The sequence below is a fragment of the Sphingomonas crocodyli genome (assembly GCF_004005865.1).
GTDB lineage: Bacteria > Pseudomonadota > Alphaproteobacteria > Sphingomonadales > Sphingomonadaceae > Rhizorhabdus > Rhizorhabdus crocodyli.
Genome location: NZ_SACN01000001.1, coordinates 922085 through 939080 on the forward strand (window position 1 = coordinate 922085; position 16996 = coordinate 939080).

Sequence of the window (16996 nt, forward strand, 5' to 3'; positions counted from 1 at the left end):
CTTCGCCATAGTGGACTTCCAAACACGTTACAGCACTGGATCTCCAAATGCTTCCGGGTGCTTGATTGGCTCGGGAACTCCTGGAAGCCATATACGCAGGCGTCGCGAAATATCTCTGAATGTGTGCAACTGCTCCAGGCTGGCTGTTGCGCACACTGTATCAAACCCGACATCGGTAAGAGCTGAAAGATCGTCCATGAAAGCTTGTGCAAGAGCAGGCGAATCACATTCAGGAAAATGCTGAGCAATGAAATCAACGATCTCCCGAAACAAATTTATCGTGTCAGGATCGGAGGGAAGAGCATTGACCGGCCCGGCGTACCCAAACCAAATTCCACCTGCGCCAGCAACCAATGGACCGAGGCTTTCGCCGGTGTGACACGCATGCGCGTAGGTGCGTCGGTTAATGAGAAGAGCAATGTCGCCTTCGCCGATTCCGAGATTGTCATCGTGACCACGTATCTCTCGCGGCTCGCCATGAGAAAAGGCGAGAAACGGCTGATCTCCATTAGCCTCAAGCGCGGCGAGAAGAGGTGCGCGCGTGGCTGTGGGGCCGCACAGGGCGGTGGCTGCAGTGGCCATCAGGTGACCAGCTACAATGAAATTGTCACTCGTCGCGGCATCCTGTGCCGTAATGAATAGGATCATTATTCGCTCGGCGGACCACTATGATGTTTTTGCGCCTGTCGAGACAGTAGGTCGCGTGCCACTCGTAGGATATCACTGGCGTACTCACGTCCTAAATCTGTCCCATCTGTGATCTCTTGCATCATTTGCTCAGCAGTGACGATTGCTCCAGAAGCTGACCGGAACAGTGGTTTCGAACTCGGATACACTTCGCTGATGAGGTTTCGGAGCACCTCGCGGGTCATTTGACCGGTCTTGAAATCGGGTGTGTCAACATCCATTGGAGCTAGTCCGGAAAGTCTGCGCGCGGACTGAAGGAAGAATTTTAGCGACGGACTACGAGCACTCGCCTTCCGCACATCAATTGTCTGAAGAAGGCGATGATAATCACGCGCATCGCGCAGCATCGTACTTTTCAAAAACTTGGGATAGGGTAATTGTTCCGGCAACGGTAAGCGTCCTTGGAACGCCTCTGCCTTCTCGCCGAGAACCTCGAAAAATGCTGCGGAATCAGCAAAAAGCCAAGCTTCGATACTCGGAATTGCAGGGCAAAAAATGGCGTCAAGCGACACCTTGTTCGGTTCAACGGCGTCGCCAACGGACCCGGAATCCTGATCGTAAACCACAATCGACGGTGGTGTGATGTTCAGATTGGCTAGTCTGCGTAAAGACACTTTTGGGTGCAGGTGGCCGTCGGCCACGATCACATTAAAATCTTCAACGCCAGCTGAGCGCAACAGATTTTCTACGACCGATCTGTCGGTTTTACCCTCTACCGCGATAGTCAGCATTCTAACCCTCTGATGCGCTGCCACGCTACAATATAGCGTCGTTTATGATTTCGGTCATGATGCGACTTCCAAGGCCGCTGTCGAATTAATAACTCTCCTGAAGCTATCGCCCTTAGTGACTGGTTTTGGGCGAACCGACCTGAGCCGAATGACTTACTTTGAAGGCGAGCAGCAGAAGAACTCGCGGCGTCTCATCCTTCGGTTGACCGCGCTCTATGTCGCTTCGCTCCCCCGAGCCGGCGCCTGCGTCGCCGTCTCGTCCCTTTCGGGCTACGATCGCATGACGCTGGCTGGATCTGGCGATCCAGATGCGGACATCGCGCTGGCGCGATGACGTTGGCCGGCCTCCGGCTGGCGGGGTGGGCGTCGCTTTCCTCTAGGTCCGCCGCGGCGTGCCGCAACCCGCCTGCGCCGGGTCCTCCTCTTCGTTCCGGCCCTGCGGGTGCGGCCCACCTCTGACGGCGGCCCTGCCAGTTCGCTCCTGTCGCCCACCCCGCCGTCCGGGGCCGGTTGCGGCTTTTGAGAAGGAGCAGATCAATGGAACTTCGTCATATCGATATCGCCTGTCTCAGCGTCTCGCCCGTCAATATGCGGGGCACGCGCAAGGCATCCGACCTGTCCAACATCCTGCCGTCCATCCGGGCGCGCGGCGTGCTGGTGCCGCTCATCGTGAGAGCCAACGGTAGCCCGGACCATTATGAGATCGTCGCGGGCAAGCGGCGCTACCACGCCGCGATGGCGGTGGCGGAAGAAGGCGGCGTTGCCGAGGCGCTTCCCTGCGCGATCATGGAGGCGGGCGATGATGCGGCCGCGCTCGAAGCGTCGCTCATCGAGAATATCGCGCGGCTCGATCCCGATGAGGTCAGCCGCTGGGAAACTTTTACGCGATTGGTGCGCGAAGGCCGCAAGCCCGAGGATATCGCGATCACCTTCGGGCTGACCGACGTGCAGGTCAGGCGCACGCTTGCGCTGGGAAATCTCATGCCGCGCATCCGCAGCCTCTACCGCGCGGACAAGATCGATGCGGTTACGCTCCGCCATCTGACCTTGGCATCGAAAGCCCAGCAGCGCGACTGGCTGGCCTTGGTCGATGACGAAAGCGCGCATGCCCCGGTCGGCCATCAGTTGAAGGCGTGGCTGTTCGGCGGCGCGTCGATCCCCGTTAAAGCGGCTTTGTTCGATCTCGATAGCTATTCCGGCGAGATCATTTCCGACCTGTTCGGCGAGGACCGCTGGTTCGGATCAGCGGCGGATTTCTGGGTCGCGCAACGTGCTGCGATCGACGCGCGCGCCGAAGCCTATCGCGAGGCTGGCTGGCAGGATGTCGTGATCCTCGAAGAGGGCGCAGTCTTCGCCGGTTGGGAGCATGAGCGCCGCGCCAAGCGCAAGGGCGGTCGGGTCTATGTCGCCATCGGCTATCGCGGCGATGTGACGTTTCACGAAGGCTATATCACTGCCAAGGAAGCGCGTCGGCTGGAACGCGGCGAGGCCATCGACAAGCCGATCCGCCCCGAGATCAGCGCACCAATCGGCATTTATATCGATCTGCACCGCCATGCCGCCGTGCGCGATCGGCTGACCTTCTGTCCGGGCGTAGCGCTGCGCTTGATGGTCGCGCATGTCATTGCGGGATCGGCGCTGTGGCGCGTGTCGGTCGAGCCGCAGCGCGCGCATAATGATGCGATCCGCGAGAGCGTCGAAATTTGTCCGTCCGAGACGGCGTTCGATGCGAAGCGGCGCTCGGTCCTGGCCCTGCTCGGCTTTGATCCCGACACACCGACCGTCACCGGCGGCTATGCGGGGGAGGGCGGTTTGCCCGGTCTCTACCGCCTGCTCTCGGCTCTGGATGACGAGAGCTTGCTCGATATCCTCGTCCTCGTCATGGCCGAAACGCTGGAAGCGGGCACCTCGCTGGTCGAATTGCTGGGCCTCGAACTCGGCGTTGACATGGGCGACGTCTGGACGGCCGATGATGCCCTTCTCGACCTGATCCGTGATCGTGAGGTGATCGGGGAAATCCTGTCCGATGTTGCAGGGGACGACGTGGCGAAGGCCAATGCCAGCGCCACGGTCAAGGTTCAGTGCGGCATCGTCCGCGACTGCCTCACTGGCACCAACGGGCGTGAGAAGATTGAGGGATGGGTTCCGAGGTGGATGACGTTCCCGCCATCGAGCTACACCGGGCGCGGCGGCGTCGGTTCCGTCGAACGGGCGCAATCTCTCATCGAACTGCCGCCTGCTTTGATGGCCGATGTCGACCATGTGCCCGACGAGGCCACGCTGCATTGAGCGTCGCGATCATTCCCAAAGAACGACCGGGCCGGATTTCTCCGGCCCGGTTTCTTGGTCCCGGATCAGCCGTTGAGCTTGTCCTTGATCGCCTTGGCGGGGGTGAAGCCGAGCTTCTTCGACGCCGCGATCTGGATCGTTGCGTCGGTCGACGGATTGCGGCCCTCGCGCGCGGCGCTCGCCTTCACCTTGAACTTGCCAAAACCCGGCAGCGACACTTCTTCACCCTTGGCGGCCGCGTCGGCGATGCCGGCAAACACCGTGTCGACGATCTTCTTGGCATCGGCCTTGGTGATCCCGTGGGAGGCGGCGATCTGATCGGCGAGGTCGCTGTTGTTCATGGAAATCTGTCCTTTCCTGATTGCGTCGCGCTGGTCGTGACAAAGGCCCGCGCGTCCTGTGGTGACCTGTATCACATCGCGTGCATGGCGATGCCCCAAGCACGATTTTCCTTGGCATTCCGCCTTCACCGGGCGAGTCTGGAGGCATGAGGTCGCTCACCGCCAAGGATGTCGAATTGCCCGAAGGCAAGCGCCGCGAACTCGCGTTCGTGGTGCAATTGCTCCGCGACGGGTTCGCCGAGGCGATCGAGGGCAAGCGCGCCGAGCGGTTCAAGGACGGCAAGCTCCTCAAGATCATCCTGTTCGGAAGCTATGCGCGCGGCGACTGGGTCGAGGATCCGGTCGGGCGCTACTTTTCCGACTATGATATCCTCGTCGTTGTCGATCATGAGGATCTGACCGACGTCCCCGAATTCTGGCTCAAGACCGAAGACCGGCTGCTCGATGCGCTGTCCGAGGGCAAGCAACTGCGCACCCCGGTCAGCCTGATCTATCACAGCCTCGACGATGTGAACGAAAAGCTGCGGCTCGGGCGCTACTTCTTCATCGACATATTGCGCGATGGCATTTCGCTCTTTGCGGAGCCAGGTTTTCTGTTCTCAAAACCCGAGCCTTTGTCGCCTGAACAGGCGCTCAAAGAGACGCAGGAGTACTACGAGGAATGGTTCGAGAGCGCCGAGACCTTCCGTAAATCGAGCAAGCTTGTCGCCGATATGGGGCGTCCGAAGGAAGCAGCATTCATGCTGCATCAGGCCGCAGAGCGCTTCTATCAGTGCCTGCTATTGGTGCGCACATTGTATAGTCCGAAGACCCACAATCTGAACCGACTTCGTTCGCAGACTGAGCAAGTTGAACCGCGTCTCAAGACGGTTTGGCCGTCCGAAAACAAGTTCGAACGGCGTTGCTACGACCTGTTGCGAGCCGCCTATGTGAAGGCGCGCTACTCGCGCCAATATCGCATCACCGACGAGGAACTGGCGTGGCTCGGCGAGCGCGTCGAACTGCTCACGAACCTCATTCGCGAGCTGTGTCTGGAGCGGATCGAGACCCTCGAAAAGGCCGCCTGACGGCCCAAATCGCACGGCCCGTTCAACCAAAGCCATCATCGATTTCGCCTACGAAAAGGCGATCGAGCGCCTTTCGCATCGGCGTTCTGCGCGTTGAAGTCGGCAGAAACTGGCGGAGTATCGGCGACCGCTGACGCCACGCGCATGGCAGGCATCGATGCTGGCGTGGCCGAGTTTGCGGATATGGTGAGCCAGAGGGTCGCCGAGGGGAATAGGGCGAGAAGGTCAGAGAGGGGATTACGGCAAGATAAACCGGGTTGCCCCGGCCGGGCCATTCGGCCCTAACTATCTGTCTGCACATCCTTTTTCAGGGAGATCGCGTCGCTCTCGCTAGAGCGAAGGGGAGACGAAAAAGAGAGGCTAGGCCCGCAAAGCCTGACTTTTCGCGCCTTTTCAGGGAGATACTTGCAGCGCGAGGCCGCCCTGACCAGCTTTTGCAGCATGGCACAGGATGACGGTGACTTCGAGCTGTGGCTCGGCCGAATGCGCAGCGGTGGCGGTGCGACGATCGGTGGTGGTCGCCAGCGCCGCCTGCTCGAACGGGTTGCGCGATCTGGTGGCAATCCGCGGCGCCTTGGCAGTGTCATAGCGGTCGCACCAAAACCACGCAGCGGGCGCTTCAACGGACGGGGGCGCGGTGCGGCCATCGCGGCGTCCATTTCGCGCAGCTCGGATTGGTCGGTCGATCGTGTGACCGGCGCCCGCGTGCGGATGCGCCGCGTGACCGTCAAGGCGAGGATCGTGAAGGCTGCTGGGAAGGCCGGCGCTGCTGCTGCCCATCTGCGCTATCTCGAACGCGACGGCACCACGCGCGAAGGGGCGCCCGGCAAACTCTTCTCGACCTTCGCCGATGAAGCCGACCGCGATGCGTTTCTCGAGCGTGGGTGTAACGACCGCCATCAGTTTCGCTTCATCGTCGCGCCTGAGGACGGAGCGGCGCTCGATGATCTGAAGCCCTTTGCCCGCGATCTGATGGCGAAGGTCGAGCAGGATCTTGGAACCACGCTCGACTGGGTTGCGGTCGAGCATCACGACACCGGCCACCCCCATGTCCATATCGTCGTCAGAGGCGTCACCGAAGAGGGCAAGACCCTCAATATCGCCGGCGACTATATCGCGCACGGTATCCGTCATCGCGCGAGCGAGATCATGACCCGCGATCTCGGACCGCAGACCGAGCATGAGGTCGCACGCCAGCTCGCTAGCGAAGTCGAGGCCGAGCGGTTGACCCGGCTAGACCATGCGCTGATCGGACGCGCCGAAGAGGGGCGTGTCGACCTATCGGGCGATCTAGGGAAGACGGGCCTGGGCGACGATTATCGCCAGTTGCTGATCGGGCGAGCACGGACGCTGGAGCGGATGGGGCTGGCGCAGGCCGGACTTCCGCTTTCCTGGCAGCTCTCGCCCGGCCTGCGCCAGACGCTCGATGACATGGGACGGCGGGGTGACGTCATCCGCACACTGCACGCGGCAATGACGAAGGACGGATCGGAGCGCCCCCCGCAGCTTTACCGCATCCGGGAGGTGAGCGATGAACCCGTTATCGGGCGCGTCGTCGCGCGTGGCCTGACGGATGAGAATATGTCCCGCCGCTATCTCGTCGTCGATGGCACAGATGGGCACAGCCATTATGCCGACATTGGCGAGGCCGACGGCAGCTTCCCCTTGGGCACCATCGTTCGCCTGTCGTCGCGATCGATCGAGCCGCGTGCGGTCGACCGCACCGTGGCCGGGATCGCCGCCGCCAATGCTGGTCGCTACTCGGTCGATGTCCATCTCGACCATGACCCTAACGCCAGTGAAGCCTTTACCCAGACGCATGTTCGTCGTCTCGAAGCGATCCGTCGCGCCACAGGGGGCGTTGAGCGTTTACCCGACGGCAGCTGGAGGATCGCGCCAGATCATCTTGATCGGGTGAAGCTCTACCAATCCAAAGAGGCGGAGCGCGCGCCGGTAATCGTCGAGACGGTATCGCCGATCTCGCTCGACAAGCTGGTCGCAGCGGATGCGCCGACCTGGCTCGATCGCAGGTTGGCAGGGGAGGAGCATAGCCACCTGGCCGACCACGGCTATGGCCGCGATGTTCAGGGCGCCTTGCGACAGCGGCAGCAATGGCTCGTCGAGCAGGGGCTGGCGGAAAGACAGGGGGAAGAGGTCGTTCTGAAACGCGGGGCGATGGATATGCTGCGCAGGCGTGAGTTGCTGCAGGTCGCGGGGCAGCTTTCGAACGAATTGGGTATGGCCTTCGTCGAGCATCGGGATGGCGAGCACGTTTCCGGCACCTATCGCAAGTCCGTCCAGGCGATTGGAGGTCGCTACGCGCTGATCGAGCGGTCGCACGAGTTTACGCTCGTGCCGTGGAAGCCGATGCTGGAACGGGAAATCGGCCGCAAGGTCAGCGGAACATTGTCGCGTGGGTCGGTCGATTGGACGGTCGGCCGGACGCGAGGGATTGGTCGGTGATGCACCATTGTTCACCCCTGTGCACCCTAGAGGCACTGCTGCGATCGTAGCGTCTGAAGCATAGTTCCGGGCGATGGCGGCGCGGCCTCAACCCTCCCCCGCTAGGACCAGCGTCGCCATCACCGAAGAGGTGATCTCATGGCCATCAAGGGCAAGACCCGCCATCAGCTGTTTCTTCCGGACGAGATCAGCGTCCGGTTGACCCGCATGGCGCGGGCCCAGAAGCGCGCACGCTCCGACCTGCTCGTGGAGATGGTCGATGCGTGGATGAACCAGCGATCAGCGAGCGAGGGCGACGATAGTGTCGCCAAGCGTCTCGACAGGCTGCAGCGGTCGATTGACGAAACGCGCCGCGAAACCTTCATCATCAGCTTCGCGCTGTTCCGCTTCCTGCGGCATCACCTGATCTATTCGGCCGCGCTGCCCCGGCCAGACGAGGCAGCGCAGGCCGCGGGGCAGCGCAACTACCAAGTGTTTCTCGATGGGATCGCGCAGCGGATGGGGCGCGGCCCAGAGACTGTGACAGCGGAAGGGGAGGGAGGTCCGAATGATGCTAACTGACGCTCCGATCCTGAACGAACCGATCACCGTGAGGGTGTCTGAGGCGGTCCGCTTGCTCGGAATCGGACGATCGAAGCTCTACGAGCTGATAAAGAGCGGGCAGATTGATGTGGTGAAAATCGGTGCGACGACGTTGATCCCGATGCGAAGCTTGCATGCGTTGATCGCGAAGTCCCGCCGATAAGAGGCGCACTGCGGTCGGCATCTTTGCGCCCTATAACCGTTGGAGTGGACGCCCCCTGACGGCATCGATGTGCCAGAGTGGAGGTGTTGAAGCACCACTGCAGGAGGCGTCCATGGATGAGGTTAGCACAGTCGGCATCGATCTGGCCAAGTCGGTTTTCCAGGTTCACTGCGCAGATCAGTAAGGACCGGACCCGCGATCTCCATACAGGCCAGCAGCCGTGATGATGGCTGCACGAACAGGCCGGACACACGGAAGCACCTGAACTTGCGCGGTCAAATCTTTCGATGACCCCCTTGAATCCTAAGGGGCGTCCACACACGGTCATTCGTGGCCATCGCGGCCTCGCCCAAAAACGGCCGTTCGCTTGAGCAACGCACTGAACGGCCGACATTGGTCGGAAGCGGTGGGAGTTGGAAGGGCAGAGGAGGGGGCGGCAACGCGCCCTTTAATTGGTCGTAGCGGCCAGCTGTGCCGCACTCTGCAAGCGGTCGGTCCGCTTTAATGGCACGCACGACGGCTACGGGGTGAAAACCTGACATTCCGCCATCAAGCGCGGCAACCAGCTGAGTAAGCCGGAGATTTTGGACGCCTTCGATCCAAAATATGAGGAACAGGAGGCGATGTTGGGAGAGCTAATTCAGCGATGAGCGCAAGCGTAATGCGACTTGGCTCGTATCTTACGCTTGCCGAACCTCTGCGCTGACCTCTTCACAGTCGCGATGAAAGCCTTGATGTCCTTGTCGGTGAGCCGAAGCGCGTCCTGAAAACCGCGCTTCTGGCCCTCGTCGGGAAGTTCGCCCGCATCGAACATCTTGGGATGGACATTGAATAGTTCGGGGCCATCGTGCTTGATGCAGTTGACGGTTTGGCGAAGCCGTTCGAGTCCGGGCTCGTCTATGTCCTATCCCTCCTTGGACAACTCGCGATAGGCGTCGCGGTGACGATACTCCTTGAAGTCGTTCGACTGGCAGACATGCTTCTCCCACGCATGGTGGAGCATGACCGCGTAGGACTGCCTATGGATGTTCAGCATATCCTTCGCGGATTCTTGAATGTGATAGATGTGATCACCGTAGTCGAAGCGTTCGGCGGACGCTTCGTCGGTGATGATGTCGTCGATCTCACCGGCGGCGACCTTTGCGACATGCGCTTGATCGTCGGCTTCGGCTTGGTCGAACGCTTGGGTCAGGGTTCGTTGTCCGGCACTGTAGCCGTGGGGGATGGGCTCCAATGTGAAGAAGAACCCAATTGTGGCGAAGCCGATCATAGACTCCAACTGTTTAGCCACTCTAAGGCCGATCCCGGCTTCTCGTCGTCAGCGCTCACCGCATCCTCCTTTTAGGTTCGACCTTCATCCGCCGATCGATGGGCTTCATCGAGAGAGACTTCTCCGCTTTCGCCCTCGCAGCGACCGTCGTCTTCTGGCTGTGGTCAACGGTTCCCGACACTAGAATGCCCCGCGTTAGCTCACGATTTGGCGCGATAGCCGCTCGCGGTGACGAGCTAGTCGGTGGCGATGGCTGTCGGTCAATTTGATGGGAGAATGCCAGCGCAGTTCAGCGCGCGCTTGATCACTGAGCGCCGGCGAGAACTCCGGTTCTCCACCATCGTTGAAGGTGATGAGCGCCCTGTCGAACGCGGCATCCCACAGTGCGGAAAGCAATAGGCCGTTATGCACATTGAGCCGCTCCGCGTCGCTTTCGCATTCTGCCCAAGGGATGATGTGCGACGCGCGCAGCAAGTGAGGGTCAGAGATTCCGGTCAGGGGGCAGCGTCCTTGCCAGTAATCCAATAGTCGGTTTCGGAAGATATCCTGGCCGATCCGCTGTACGATAAGGCGCTCGACCTCAGTGGTCGTCGGTAGATCTCCCACGCGCTGCTCGAAGTCCCGCAAAGGCGCGTCTGGGAGACTGATCGCCAAGAAGTAAGCACGATTCAGCGCCGCATAGAGTTCGCTCAGTGTAGCGAAAGCGTAGCGGCTTGCGCCGGGACCGGGTGCGGGGCTGGCAGGCCAACCCAATTCAGCAACAACGCCGGCATGGTCGGTGGCGAGAAACCATGGCCCGTGGCTGCCTTCGGCTGCCAGAAAGATAGCGCCGTGGGCGGTCGTGGAAGCGAAAGCTCGCCACCCTGCCTCTTCGCCCAGAATGCGGCGGAAGCCGTTTTGCGAGGCGGCTTTCTCGCATTCTTCCCGGACGATGAAGGATTGGGGAGCCTCAAGAGCCATGTCGAAACTCAAATATCCATCGCAAACAACCGCATTTCTGCAGGTGTCGAACTCATCTGAAGCCGGACGTAGCGCTCGTCCTGCAATTCAGGCGGCGGGGCGGTGGTCGTCGTTACGATGTATTGAAAACACGGAGTTCCTGCTTCCTCCCACTGATGTACGAGGTTGAACAGGCCGGCGTAGAGTTGCCCATCCAGGTCAGCTTCGCGCGGGCTGTCGTGGATAAGGAAGGCCGGCAGATCGGCCTGTTCCTCAATGGCCATATGTAGAGCCGCGAGGTCGAAGGCGACGATCTTGAGCGAGTCCAGAGCCGCGGTAGATACCTCGCCTCGTCCTGCGAACTCAGCATCAACTTTCAGGCCGTGGCCATCCAGCTTGATGGCACTGGTAATTCCCTCGGGTAGCCAGGCAGCCATAACGCCTTGGTACCGCTCCTCGAGCGTCCTGATGGCAACACGCGCCCGTGTGCGCCCGGCATCCAACTGCGAGCGAACGGCATCCAAAGCCGCAGTTCCGGATGGAGCAGGTTTTTCATTCTTTGCACTTTCGCGAAGTGCTCGCACATCGTCGAGCGTCCGTCTCGCACGATAAGTACTTTCCTGAATCTCCTTCGTTACGGCGTGCGCGGCGCGGGTGGCGTCATCTGCGATTTTGACCTCAGCCTCCAGCGCGAGCCGCTTCGGCTCCAACTGCTGAATCTGTGCCCCAACGAGCTTGCTCTCCTGCTCCGCAGCGCCGGCTTCAGTATTCAGATCGGCCGCCTTCTTTTGCTTGTCAGCTATGGCTGACTTCAGTGCGGCCAGATCACACGGTTCGAGCGAGATCCCGCATCCGTTCGCCTTGATCTCGTCGATGTTCACCCGACACACGGGACATACCCTGATCCGGCCTTGCGTGATGTCGATCTCACCCAGGTTGGCTTCTGAGCGGTAGCGTTCGGCTTCACCTCGCTTGAAACGCGCGTCGTTGTTCAACTGCTGCTGTTTCCTCGTCAGCGTTTCCCGCTCGGCATTGAGGGCCTTTTGGCGAGCAAAGATGGCTCCAACATCGGGAGGCTTTGGGACGGCTGTCCGCATCGCTTCGGCAAGCGCGGACTCTGCCAACGAGACCAACCCCTTCTGGTCTATCGTGTCCTCGAACCCGACCTCATCGCTGGCCCCCAATGCCAGCCTTACCGCCTTTAAGCCTTCAGCATATCGTTGTTGCTGATAGGCATGGCGGCGGCGCTCGTCCTCGACCGTGGCCACCAGGTTCCGCTCACGGGCGCCGGCCGCACGCTCTTCCGCATCGAGGGCGCGCAAGGCAAGGCGAACCATCGTCAACTTCGCGGTTTCGCCCAGAACCTGTGCGCGGGAACGGGTCTGGGTCTGTGACGAACGCCAGGCGAGGATGTCGGCAAGACGGCATTCCTGGTCGCGCGTCAGCCAGGCCCGAAGCACATCCCAGACCTGTTCGCGGCCGATCTCTAGCGGCGTCGCTCCCGTCAAAGTCGGGAAAAACGTGCCGATGATGACAGGATCAATAACTCCTTGATCTCCATCGCTGCGTCCCCGCGCGATCGCGTCTTCAATGGCGTCAGCCCGAACGACAAATTCGCCACCCGGCAGCCCCAGCGGGCGGATGGCAACCCAGCATATGCCGTCGATCAGTATCTCAGCCGCGAATAGACCATCGGGAAGTCGCGTCATGAGGCGCAACCGCTGGGCGTCAGTTGCATAGCTTGGTTCGCCGAGACAGGCCCGAAGCAGGCGACAGAAGGTGGACTTACCACTGCCATGCGCCAAGGCGCGGCGGCCGCTACTCGCCATGTCCGGCGTCCAGACGATGTTGAGACCGGGTTTCAGCGGTACATCGCGGATGAGTGTCTGGCGGTCTTTGAAAATCGCTAGACGGCGAACCCAAAGCCGAGGGCCAGCCCGGCCTTCCGGCGCCTTCGGCGGCTTCATGACTGGTGCAAACAAGTCTGCCTGACTATCCATGGCCGAACCTCACCCAGACTACATTGTCTTCCGGCGCGACAGCGGTGGTGAGCTTGCCGATGTCTATGTCCCGCACCGCACGTATCGCAAAGGCGGCACGCTGGGCATGGCTAGAATTGGCTTCCAACCCTGCCGTATCGAAATACTGTCCTTTCACCCAAGCCCCGTTGGCGCCTTCTGCCAACTGGCCTGATGTAATTAGAGCCTCGAACATGGACCGCCATGCCGCATTGAGAGCAGGGCGAAGCCGAACGGCGCCCTGAGGCGGCTGCGCCTCGGAACCGACCAGCCTGACCCATTGATCTCGGTCGCCTGCGGTGAGCAAGGACGTGAGCAAGGCAGGTTCCGCGAGGCTAGCGATGGCGAACCGGATGTGCGTGCCATCGGTCGCCGGGTCCATTTGCCAAAGCGCATATTGCGCTGCGTAGGGGAGCCGGTCTCGTTGCTGAATATTGACTGGCCAAGTCCATGCACTGTCAGGCAGGCTGTCGAGAACCGGCAGTTCAATAAGCGGTGTATTTTCGGCACTGCCGGGATGACAAAGACTCAAGTCCGCGGGTGGCGGAGAAAGCGGGGAGATATACGCTGCACCAGCAACCTTTGCTTTGGCCATGGCGTCGTAGGCGGTCAGGACCAGCCGCTTAGTCCTGAACTCGCCATGGTCGCGCTCCTCATATTTTCGAAGCACCGCGAACGAGTCGAGAAGCGTCTCACCTTGCTCCTTCGTTAAATCGTACAGGTGCAACAATGCAGCATCGACCTCTGCTTGGAGCACTTTACGGCGTTCTGAAGCCCATTTGAACGGCCCACCCCTGAAACTCATATCATCCGCAAGGCCAACCATTTCATGGCTAGTATAGCAGAGCTCTAGAACACGAATAGATAGCCAATCGACAGCACTGCTGGCTAGAAATTCATAATGTTCGCGCAGAACGCCGGGCGACAGTGCGGGAATCTGCTCAACGACGAAGTATTTCATTCGGTTTGATTTTTGACGTGCTGCATAGTCGCATACCAATGACCCTAGGACGCCCACCAGTGCGACATTTTCTTTCGGATTCTGGTTGGGGTAGAGTAAGTACGCAGTATCTCCAGCAGCAGACTTGGGAATTGCTGTTCCAACAAATGTGCGCTCAGAGGGGCCCACGTCGCGCCACGAAAAACTCCATTGACGCTGCCTCTGATCGTCTAAAGCCTCCAGCGTCAGCTTGCTATCAACCCAATAGCGAGGCTGTATCTGGTAATTGGCATCCAGGTGCCTTTCGTCCGTGACGCGAGGTAAGACACCCTTATTCGACTGCTTTTCGGTTTGATTTTCATAGGTTCCGTACCTGTGATCGAAATGCCAAAACATCTTTCCTTCATAGAGAGGGTAGATTTGGCGTCCGTCGGTCAATACCGCGAGTGCTCCGCGCCGCTCCTGAATCAAATTCGCCACGTCTTCGTGATCTATGAAATGTTCGGAAGCCCCAGACATATGAAATAAGGTCTTAAGCGTTACGTCCCACGGATTTGCAGTGACTGTATTTCCATCCTTCTCAATCAGGATCGGCGCAGCCATGTGTATCGCGGCCGTAACTTCAGCGTCCTTCGACCAACGGAAGGCGGGGAGGTTCAAGGTGTTCGGGTTGATGGCTCTGATTTCGTCGATGGTCAGGGCATATCGTCTCTCAGGATCGGCAATCTCTGACGGCTGTCGGATGTGTGCTGTGAACCAAGGCTGCGCTATCTTGACGTCTCGTCCGGCTATCGTGAGCAGCCCAAACTTCACCTTGTTGGTGATGTGCGGAAAAATCAGATCTTCGTTTTCGAATCCATAGAACGCGACGAGAGACTCGGTGCTCAGCAGCTCGCCAAGAAAGGCGCGGTAGGTGAAGCCGCTGACAAGTCCGGTCGGGATGATCAGGCCCGCATATCCGGTTGGTTTCGTAAGCTGCCAGAAATGATCGGTGAATACAGCGTAGGTGTTTACATCGCCGACGCCGCCCCTCGGGAAACGCCCCGACTCTCGCATAAAGTGGCTTTCGTTGGCGGCTGATCTCAATGCGTCCCGCCATTCTTTGGCAAGGCGCGGATTGGTCTCGTCCAGCTGTTCGATCAACCTTTTGCGTGCTGCTGCATTCTTCGCAGTCGTGATTTCAGCGTCCCTGAGGGCGAAGAACTCTTCTTCCTGCAGCTTCACTCGTTCCCATGGCGGGTTGCCAAGCACCACATCGAACCCGCCGCGCTGCATTACGTCCGGGAATTCCAGCGGCCAATGAAAGGCGCGAGCTCGGCCTGCAACAGTCGCCTGCCCAATGATCGGCCCCCAGACCTGCCCGTCATCCAGCGCTTGCCAGACGTCCGAGGTGGTCGGAACCAATCGCGTGCCCCGCGAAGTTGGGGCGCCACCGGTCTTCGGCAAAAGGAAGGCTGCGATATAGAGGTCGCAAGCCGTTTGCACTTTGTGGAAGGCCTCGCTTTCACGGATCGACTGGAAGCGACGATCCTTGGTGATGATATCGTCCAGCGTGTCTTCGCCCAGCGCCCGAAAGCCGGTGTATTCCGTGGCAATCGGTCGGATGGCCGGCAAACGGGATCGACCACCTGTGAAATCCAGACTTCCCTGACCAGCTTTCTCGTCCCGGTTGGCGCGGGTATAAAATTTCGTGGTTTCCTTATCGTCGCCTGTCAGCGGTTTGTAGGCAGCATCGGGGATACCATCCTCCAGTACCTTAAGATCAAAGACCCCCAGCAGCGCATCACCACAACGGATCTGTGCGTCGAAGAAGCCGAGGGGAAAGCCGGGGTCCACAGTTTCGATCCAGAGCGCGACCTTGGTCAGCTCCACCGCCATTGGATTGCGGTCCACGCCGTGCAGGCAGGACCGCGCGACATCGCGCAGGGCATGACGGAAATCGGAAAGCGACGGCGTGCCATCAGTTCGAATGCGGGCCACCCGCGTGGCGATGCGGCGGGCAGCAGCCAGCAGGAAGTGGCCCGAGCCGCAGGCGGGGTCGATGACAGACAGTTTCAGGAGCGCTGCGGCGGGGTCGTCCGCCTCAGCCTCGGTTTTGTCCAGCACGGGGTCGAGTGCCGTGTCGAGCAGCGCCTGAACGAGGCTGTCCGGCGTGTAATAGGAGCCTGTTGTCTTACGCTGGTTGCCCTTCTGCTCTGCCGCCTCCGAGGCGAAGTGCAGGGTCTTGCCGTCCTCGCCAAGCTGCGGCTGGAGTTCGAGCAGGGATTCATAGACCGAGCCAAGCTCCTCGGTCTCCATCGCGCGCCAGTTCACCGGTGTCATGCCGGCTTTGTCGGAGAGCCAAGAGAGGCGATAGAGCGCCTCCATGAAGGCGCGATTGCGCAGGCGCGCCGTTTCGAGATGCGGCAGCTTGTCGTCGGTGAAAAGGCCGCCGAGCGCCGGCAGACCGAGTGCGCTCTGGCCATGAGCCAGCGCGCGGAAGACGATTTTCACGCCTTCATAGCGGTCGTGATGCTTGTCCCATGTGGCCGCGCGGACGCATGAAGCGCGCAGTGCCGCGAGGCTGTAGCCTTCGCGGTAGAGCTTGCGTGCATCCTGTGTCGCCGTCTCGGGATGGAGCAGGGTCCGGTCCTCGGCCACCATCAGGAAGATCAGGCGATAGACGAGGCGCAAAAGCTCGTTGAACCACTCGGTGAGATCAATCTCGCCCGATTTCAGGCGCGTCGCGAGATCGGGATTGGCTTCAAGGAAACCCGAGCCGAGCACCCGGAGAGCGATCTTCACCTGCGCGGCCAGCCGGTCACGCGCGGCTTCGCCTTCTCGGGAGCCGGCCTCACGCCAGCGCTCCAGCGCGCAATCCGTGGTCGGGGCGCTAGCAGTACCGAACCGTGTGCGGTGGATCAGGGACCAAAGGACCGCGAAGGAGGCTGCGTCCTCGTTGGTGAATATCTGGGCGAGATCGACTTCCACATAGGTTGGCCGCGTCAGCGAGGCATTGTCGCGCATGAGACGCAGAACGGTCCCGTTCGTGACCAGTCCCCAAAGTGCGTCGTCATGGTCGTTGAGATAATCCTGAAGCGCGAAGGCCGGAGAGCGTGAACGGTCGGTTGAAAGTGTCGGGCTGCGACGATCGAGCTTTTCCTCGGATGGCGGCACGACGACAATCGGCACTCGGCTGCCGGCGAAGAAAGAGAGCGTTCCATCGGCCGGGACGAGATCGTCGAAGCCGAAGGTCTCCGCGAGAAAGGCACGGACAAAGCGGCGGGTCGCCTCAACCGAGGGATTTTGGAGATTCGCGAAGGCGTCGAAATGGGACTGGCCGACGCGAAAGGAGGTTGAAATCTCCTCGCGGATCGTCAGTCCCTTGCGGATGCGATAATCATCTTCCGCCTGCTCGGAGGCTTGCCGGCGGTCAATGCTGGCGACCATGGCCGGAGCAATTAGGTTGCCTTCCAGCGTGAGGGAGGGCCATGCCGACATATCGGTGAAGGGTTTGCGCGCCATGG

Annotated in this window: 12 protein-coding genes; 5 read left to right on the top strand and 7 right to left on the bottom strand. The window is 60.4% G+C overall.

Annotated features, from left to right (window positions below; all coding sequences use genetic code 11):
- Positions 1-27: 27 nt before the first annotated feature.
- The gene (locus tag EOD43_RS04370; RefSeq protein WP_127741438.1) at positions 28-648 is read right to left on the bottom strand and encodes a hypothetical protein; all 621 of its coding nucleotides are present in this window, start codon (positions 646-648) and stop codon (positions 28-30) included.
- On the bottom strand, positions 648-1418 hold the full coding sequence (locus EOD43_RS04375; protein WP_127741439.1) for a hypothetical protein: 771 nt from the start codon (positions 1416-1418) through the stop codon (positions 648-650). The genes EOD43_RS04370 and EOD43_RS04375 overlap by 1 nt, the downstream gene beginning before the upstream one ends.
- A 537-nt stretch (positions 1419-1955) precedes the next feature.
- On the opposite strand from EOD43_RS04375, the gene EOD43_RS04385 reads away from it, so the two are divergent.
- Positions 1956-3707, top strand: a complete 1752-nt coding sequence (locus EOD43_RS04385) for a ParB/RepB/Spo0J family partition protein (protein WP_127741441.1) — start codon at positions 1956-1958, stop codon at positions 3705-3707.
- Between the two features lie 65 nt (positions 3708-3772).
- Here EOD43_RS04385 and EOD43_RS04390 read toward each other — a convergent pair whose 3' ends face one another.
- Positions 3773-4048 (bottom strand): HU family DNA-binding protein, encoded by a 276-nt coding sequence (locus EOD43_RS04390; protein ID WP_127741442.1) that lies wholly within the window; start codon positions 4046-4048, stop codon positions 3773-3775.
- A 146-nt stretch (positions 4049-4194) separates the two neighbouring features.
- On the opposite strand from EOD43_RS04390, the gene EOD43_RS04395 reads away from it, so the two are divergent.
- From EOD43_RS04395 to EOD43_RS04410, 4 genes are all read left to right on the top strand, one after another.
- The gene (locus tag EOD43_RS04395) at positions 4195-5115 is read left to right on the top strand and encodes a HEPN domain-containing protein (RefSeq protein ID WP_127741443.1); all 921 of its coding nucleotides are present in this window, start codon (positions 4195-4197) and stop codon (positions 5113-5115) included.
- A 405-nt stretch (positions 5116-5520) separates the two neighbouring features.
- Positions 5521-7578 (top strand): DUF3363 domain-containing protein, encoded by a 2058-nt coding sequence (locus EOD43_RS04400; RefSeq protein WP_240653073.1) that lies wholly within the window; start codon positions 5521-5523, stop codon positions 7576-7578.
- Positions 7579-7716: 138 nt separating this feature from the next.
- A complete protein-coding gene (locus EOD43_RS04405) occupies positions 7717-8139 on the top strand; it encodes a hypothetical protein (protein ID WP_127741445.1) in 423 nt (140 codons plus the stop codon).
- Positions 8126-8323 carry a helix-turn-helix domain-containing protein gene (locus EOD43_RS04410; RefSeq protein WP_240653074.1) on the top strand — a complete coding sequence of 66 codons (198 nt, stop codon included), beginning with the start codon at positions 8126-8128 and terminating at the stop codon, positions 8321-8323. The genes EOD43_RS04405 and EOD43_RS04410 overlap by 14 nt, the downstream gene beginning before the upstream one ends.
- Before the next feature lie 904 nt (positions 8324-9227).
- Here EOD43_RS04410 and EOD43_RS04415 read toward each other — a convergent pair.
- From EOD43_RS04415 to EOD43_RS04430, 4 genes are all read right to left on the bottom strand, one after another.
- Positions 9228-9593 carry a hypothetical protein gene (locus EOD43_RS04415; RefSeq protein ID WP_127741446.1) on the bottom strand — a complete coding sequence of 122 codons (366 nt, stop codon included), beginning with the start codon at positions 9591-9593 and terminating at the stop codon, positions 9228-9230.
- Positions 9594-9788: 195 nt separating this feature from the next.
- Entirely contained in the window at positions 9789-10565 is a 777-nt protein-coding gene (locus EOD43_RS04420) for an HNH endonuclease (RefSeq protein ID WP_240653075.1), read from the bottom strand.
- Positions 10562-12532, bottom strand: a complete 1971-nt coding sequence (locus EOD43_RS04425) for a DUF2326 domain-containing protein (protein WP_127741448.1) — start codon at positions 12530-12532, stop codon at positions 10562-10564. The genes EOD43_RS04420 and EOD43_RS04425 overlap by 4 nt, the downstream gene beginning before the upstream one ends.
- Entirely contained in the window at positions 12525-16994 is a 4470-nt protein-coding gene (locus EOD43_RS04430; RefSeq protein ID WP_127741450.1) for an Eco57I restriction-modification methylase domain-containing protein, read from the bottom strand. Before EOD43_RS04430 ends, EOD43_RS04425 begins: the two co-directional genes overlap by 8 nt.
- Positions 16995-16996 lie beyond the last annotated feature (2 nt).

Bases quoted from the DNA above. Each gene is read 5' to 3' on its own strand.
- EOD43_RS04370 (WP_127741438.1), bottom strand. From the start codon at position 648: ATGATCCTATTCATTACGGCACAGGATGCCGCGACGAGTGACAATTTC.
- EOD43_RS04375 (WP_127741439.1), bottom strand. From the start codon at position 1,418: ATGCTGACTATCGCGGTAGAGGGTAAAACCGACAGATCGGTCGTAGAA.
- EOD43_RS04385 (WP_127741441.1), top strand. From the start codon at position 1,956: ATGGAACTTCGTCATATCGATATCGCCTGTCTCAGCGTCTCGCCCGTC.
- EOD43_RS04390 (WP_127741442.1), bottom strand. From the start codon at position 4,048: ATGAACAACAGCGACCTCGCCGATCAGATCGCCGCCTCCCACGGGATC.
- EOD43_RS04395 (WP_127741443.1), top strand. From the start codon at position 4,195: ATGAGGTCGCTCACCGCCAAGGATGTCGAATTGCCCGAAGGCAAGCGC.
- EOD43_RS04405 (WP_127741445.1), top strand. From the start codon at position 7,717: ATGGCCATCAAGGGCAAGACCCGCCATCAGCTGTTTCTTCCGGACGAG.
- EOD43_RS04410 (WP_240653074.1), top strand. From the start codon at position 8,126: ATGATGCTAACTGACGCTCCGATCCTGAACGAACCGATCACCGTGAGG.
- EOD43_RS04415 (WP_127741446.1), bottom strand. From the start codon at position 9,593: ATGATCGGCTTCGCCACAATTGGGTTCTTCTTCACATTGGAGCCCATC.
- EOD43_RS04425 (WP_127741448.1), bottom strand. From the start codon at position 12,532: ATGGATAGTCAGGCAGACTTGTTTGCACCAGTCATGAAGCCGCCGAAG.
- EOD43_RS04430 (WP_127741450.1), bottom strand. From the start codon at position 16,994: ATGGCGCGCAAACCCTTCACCGATATGTCGGCATGGCCCTCCCTCACG.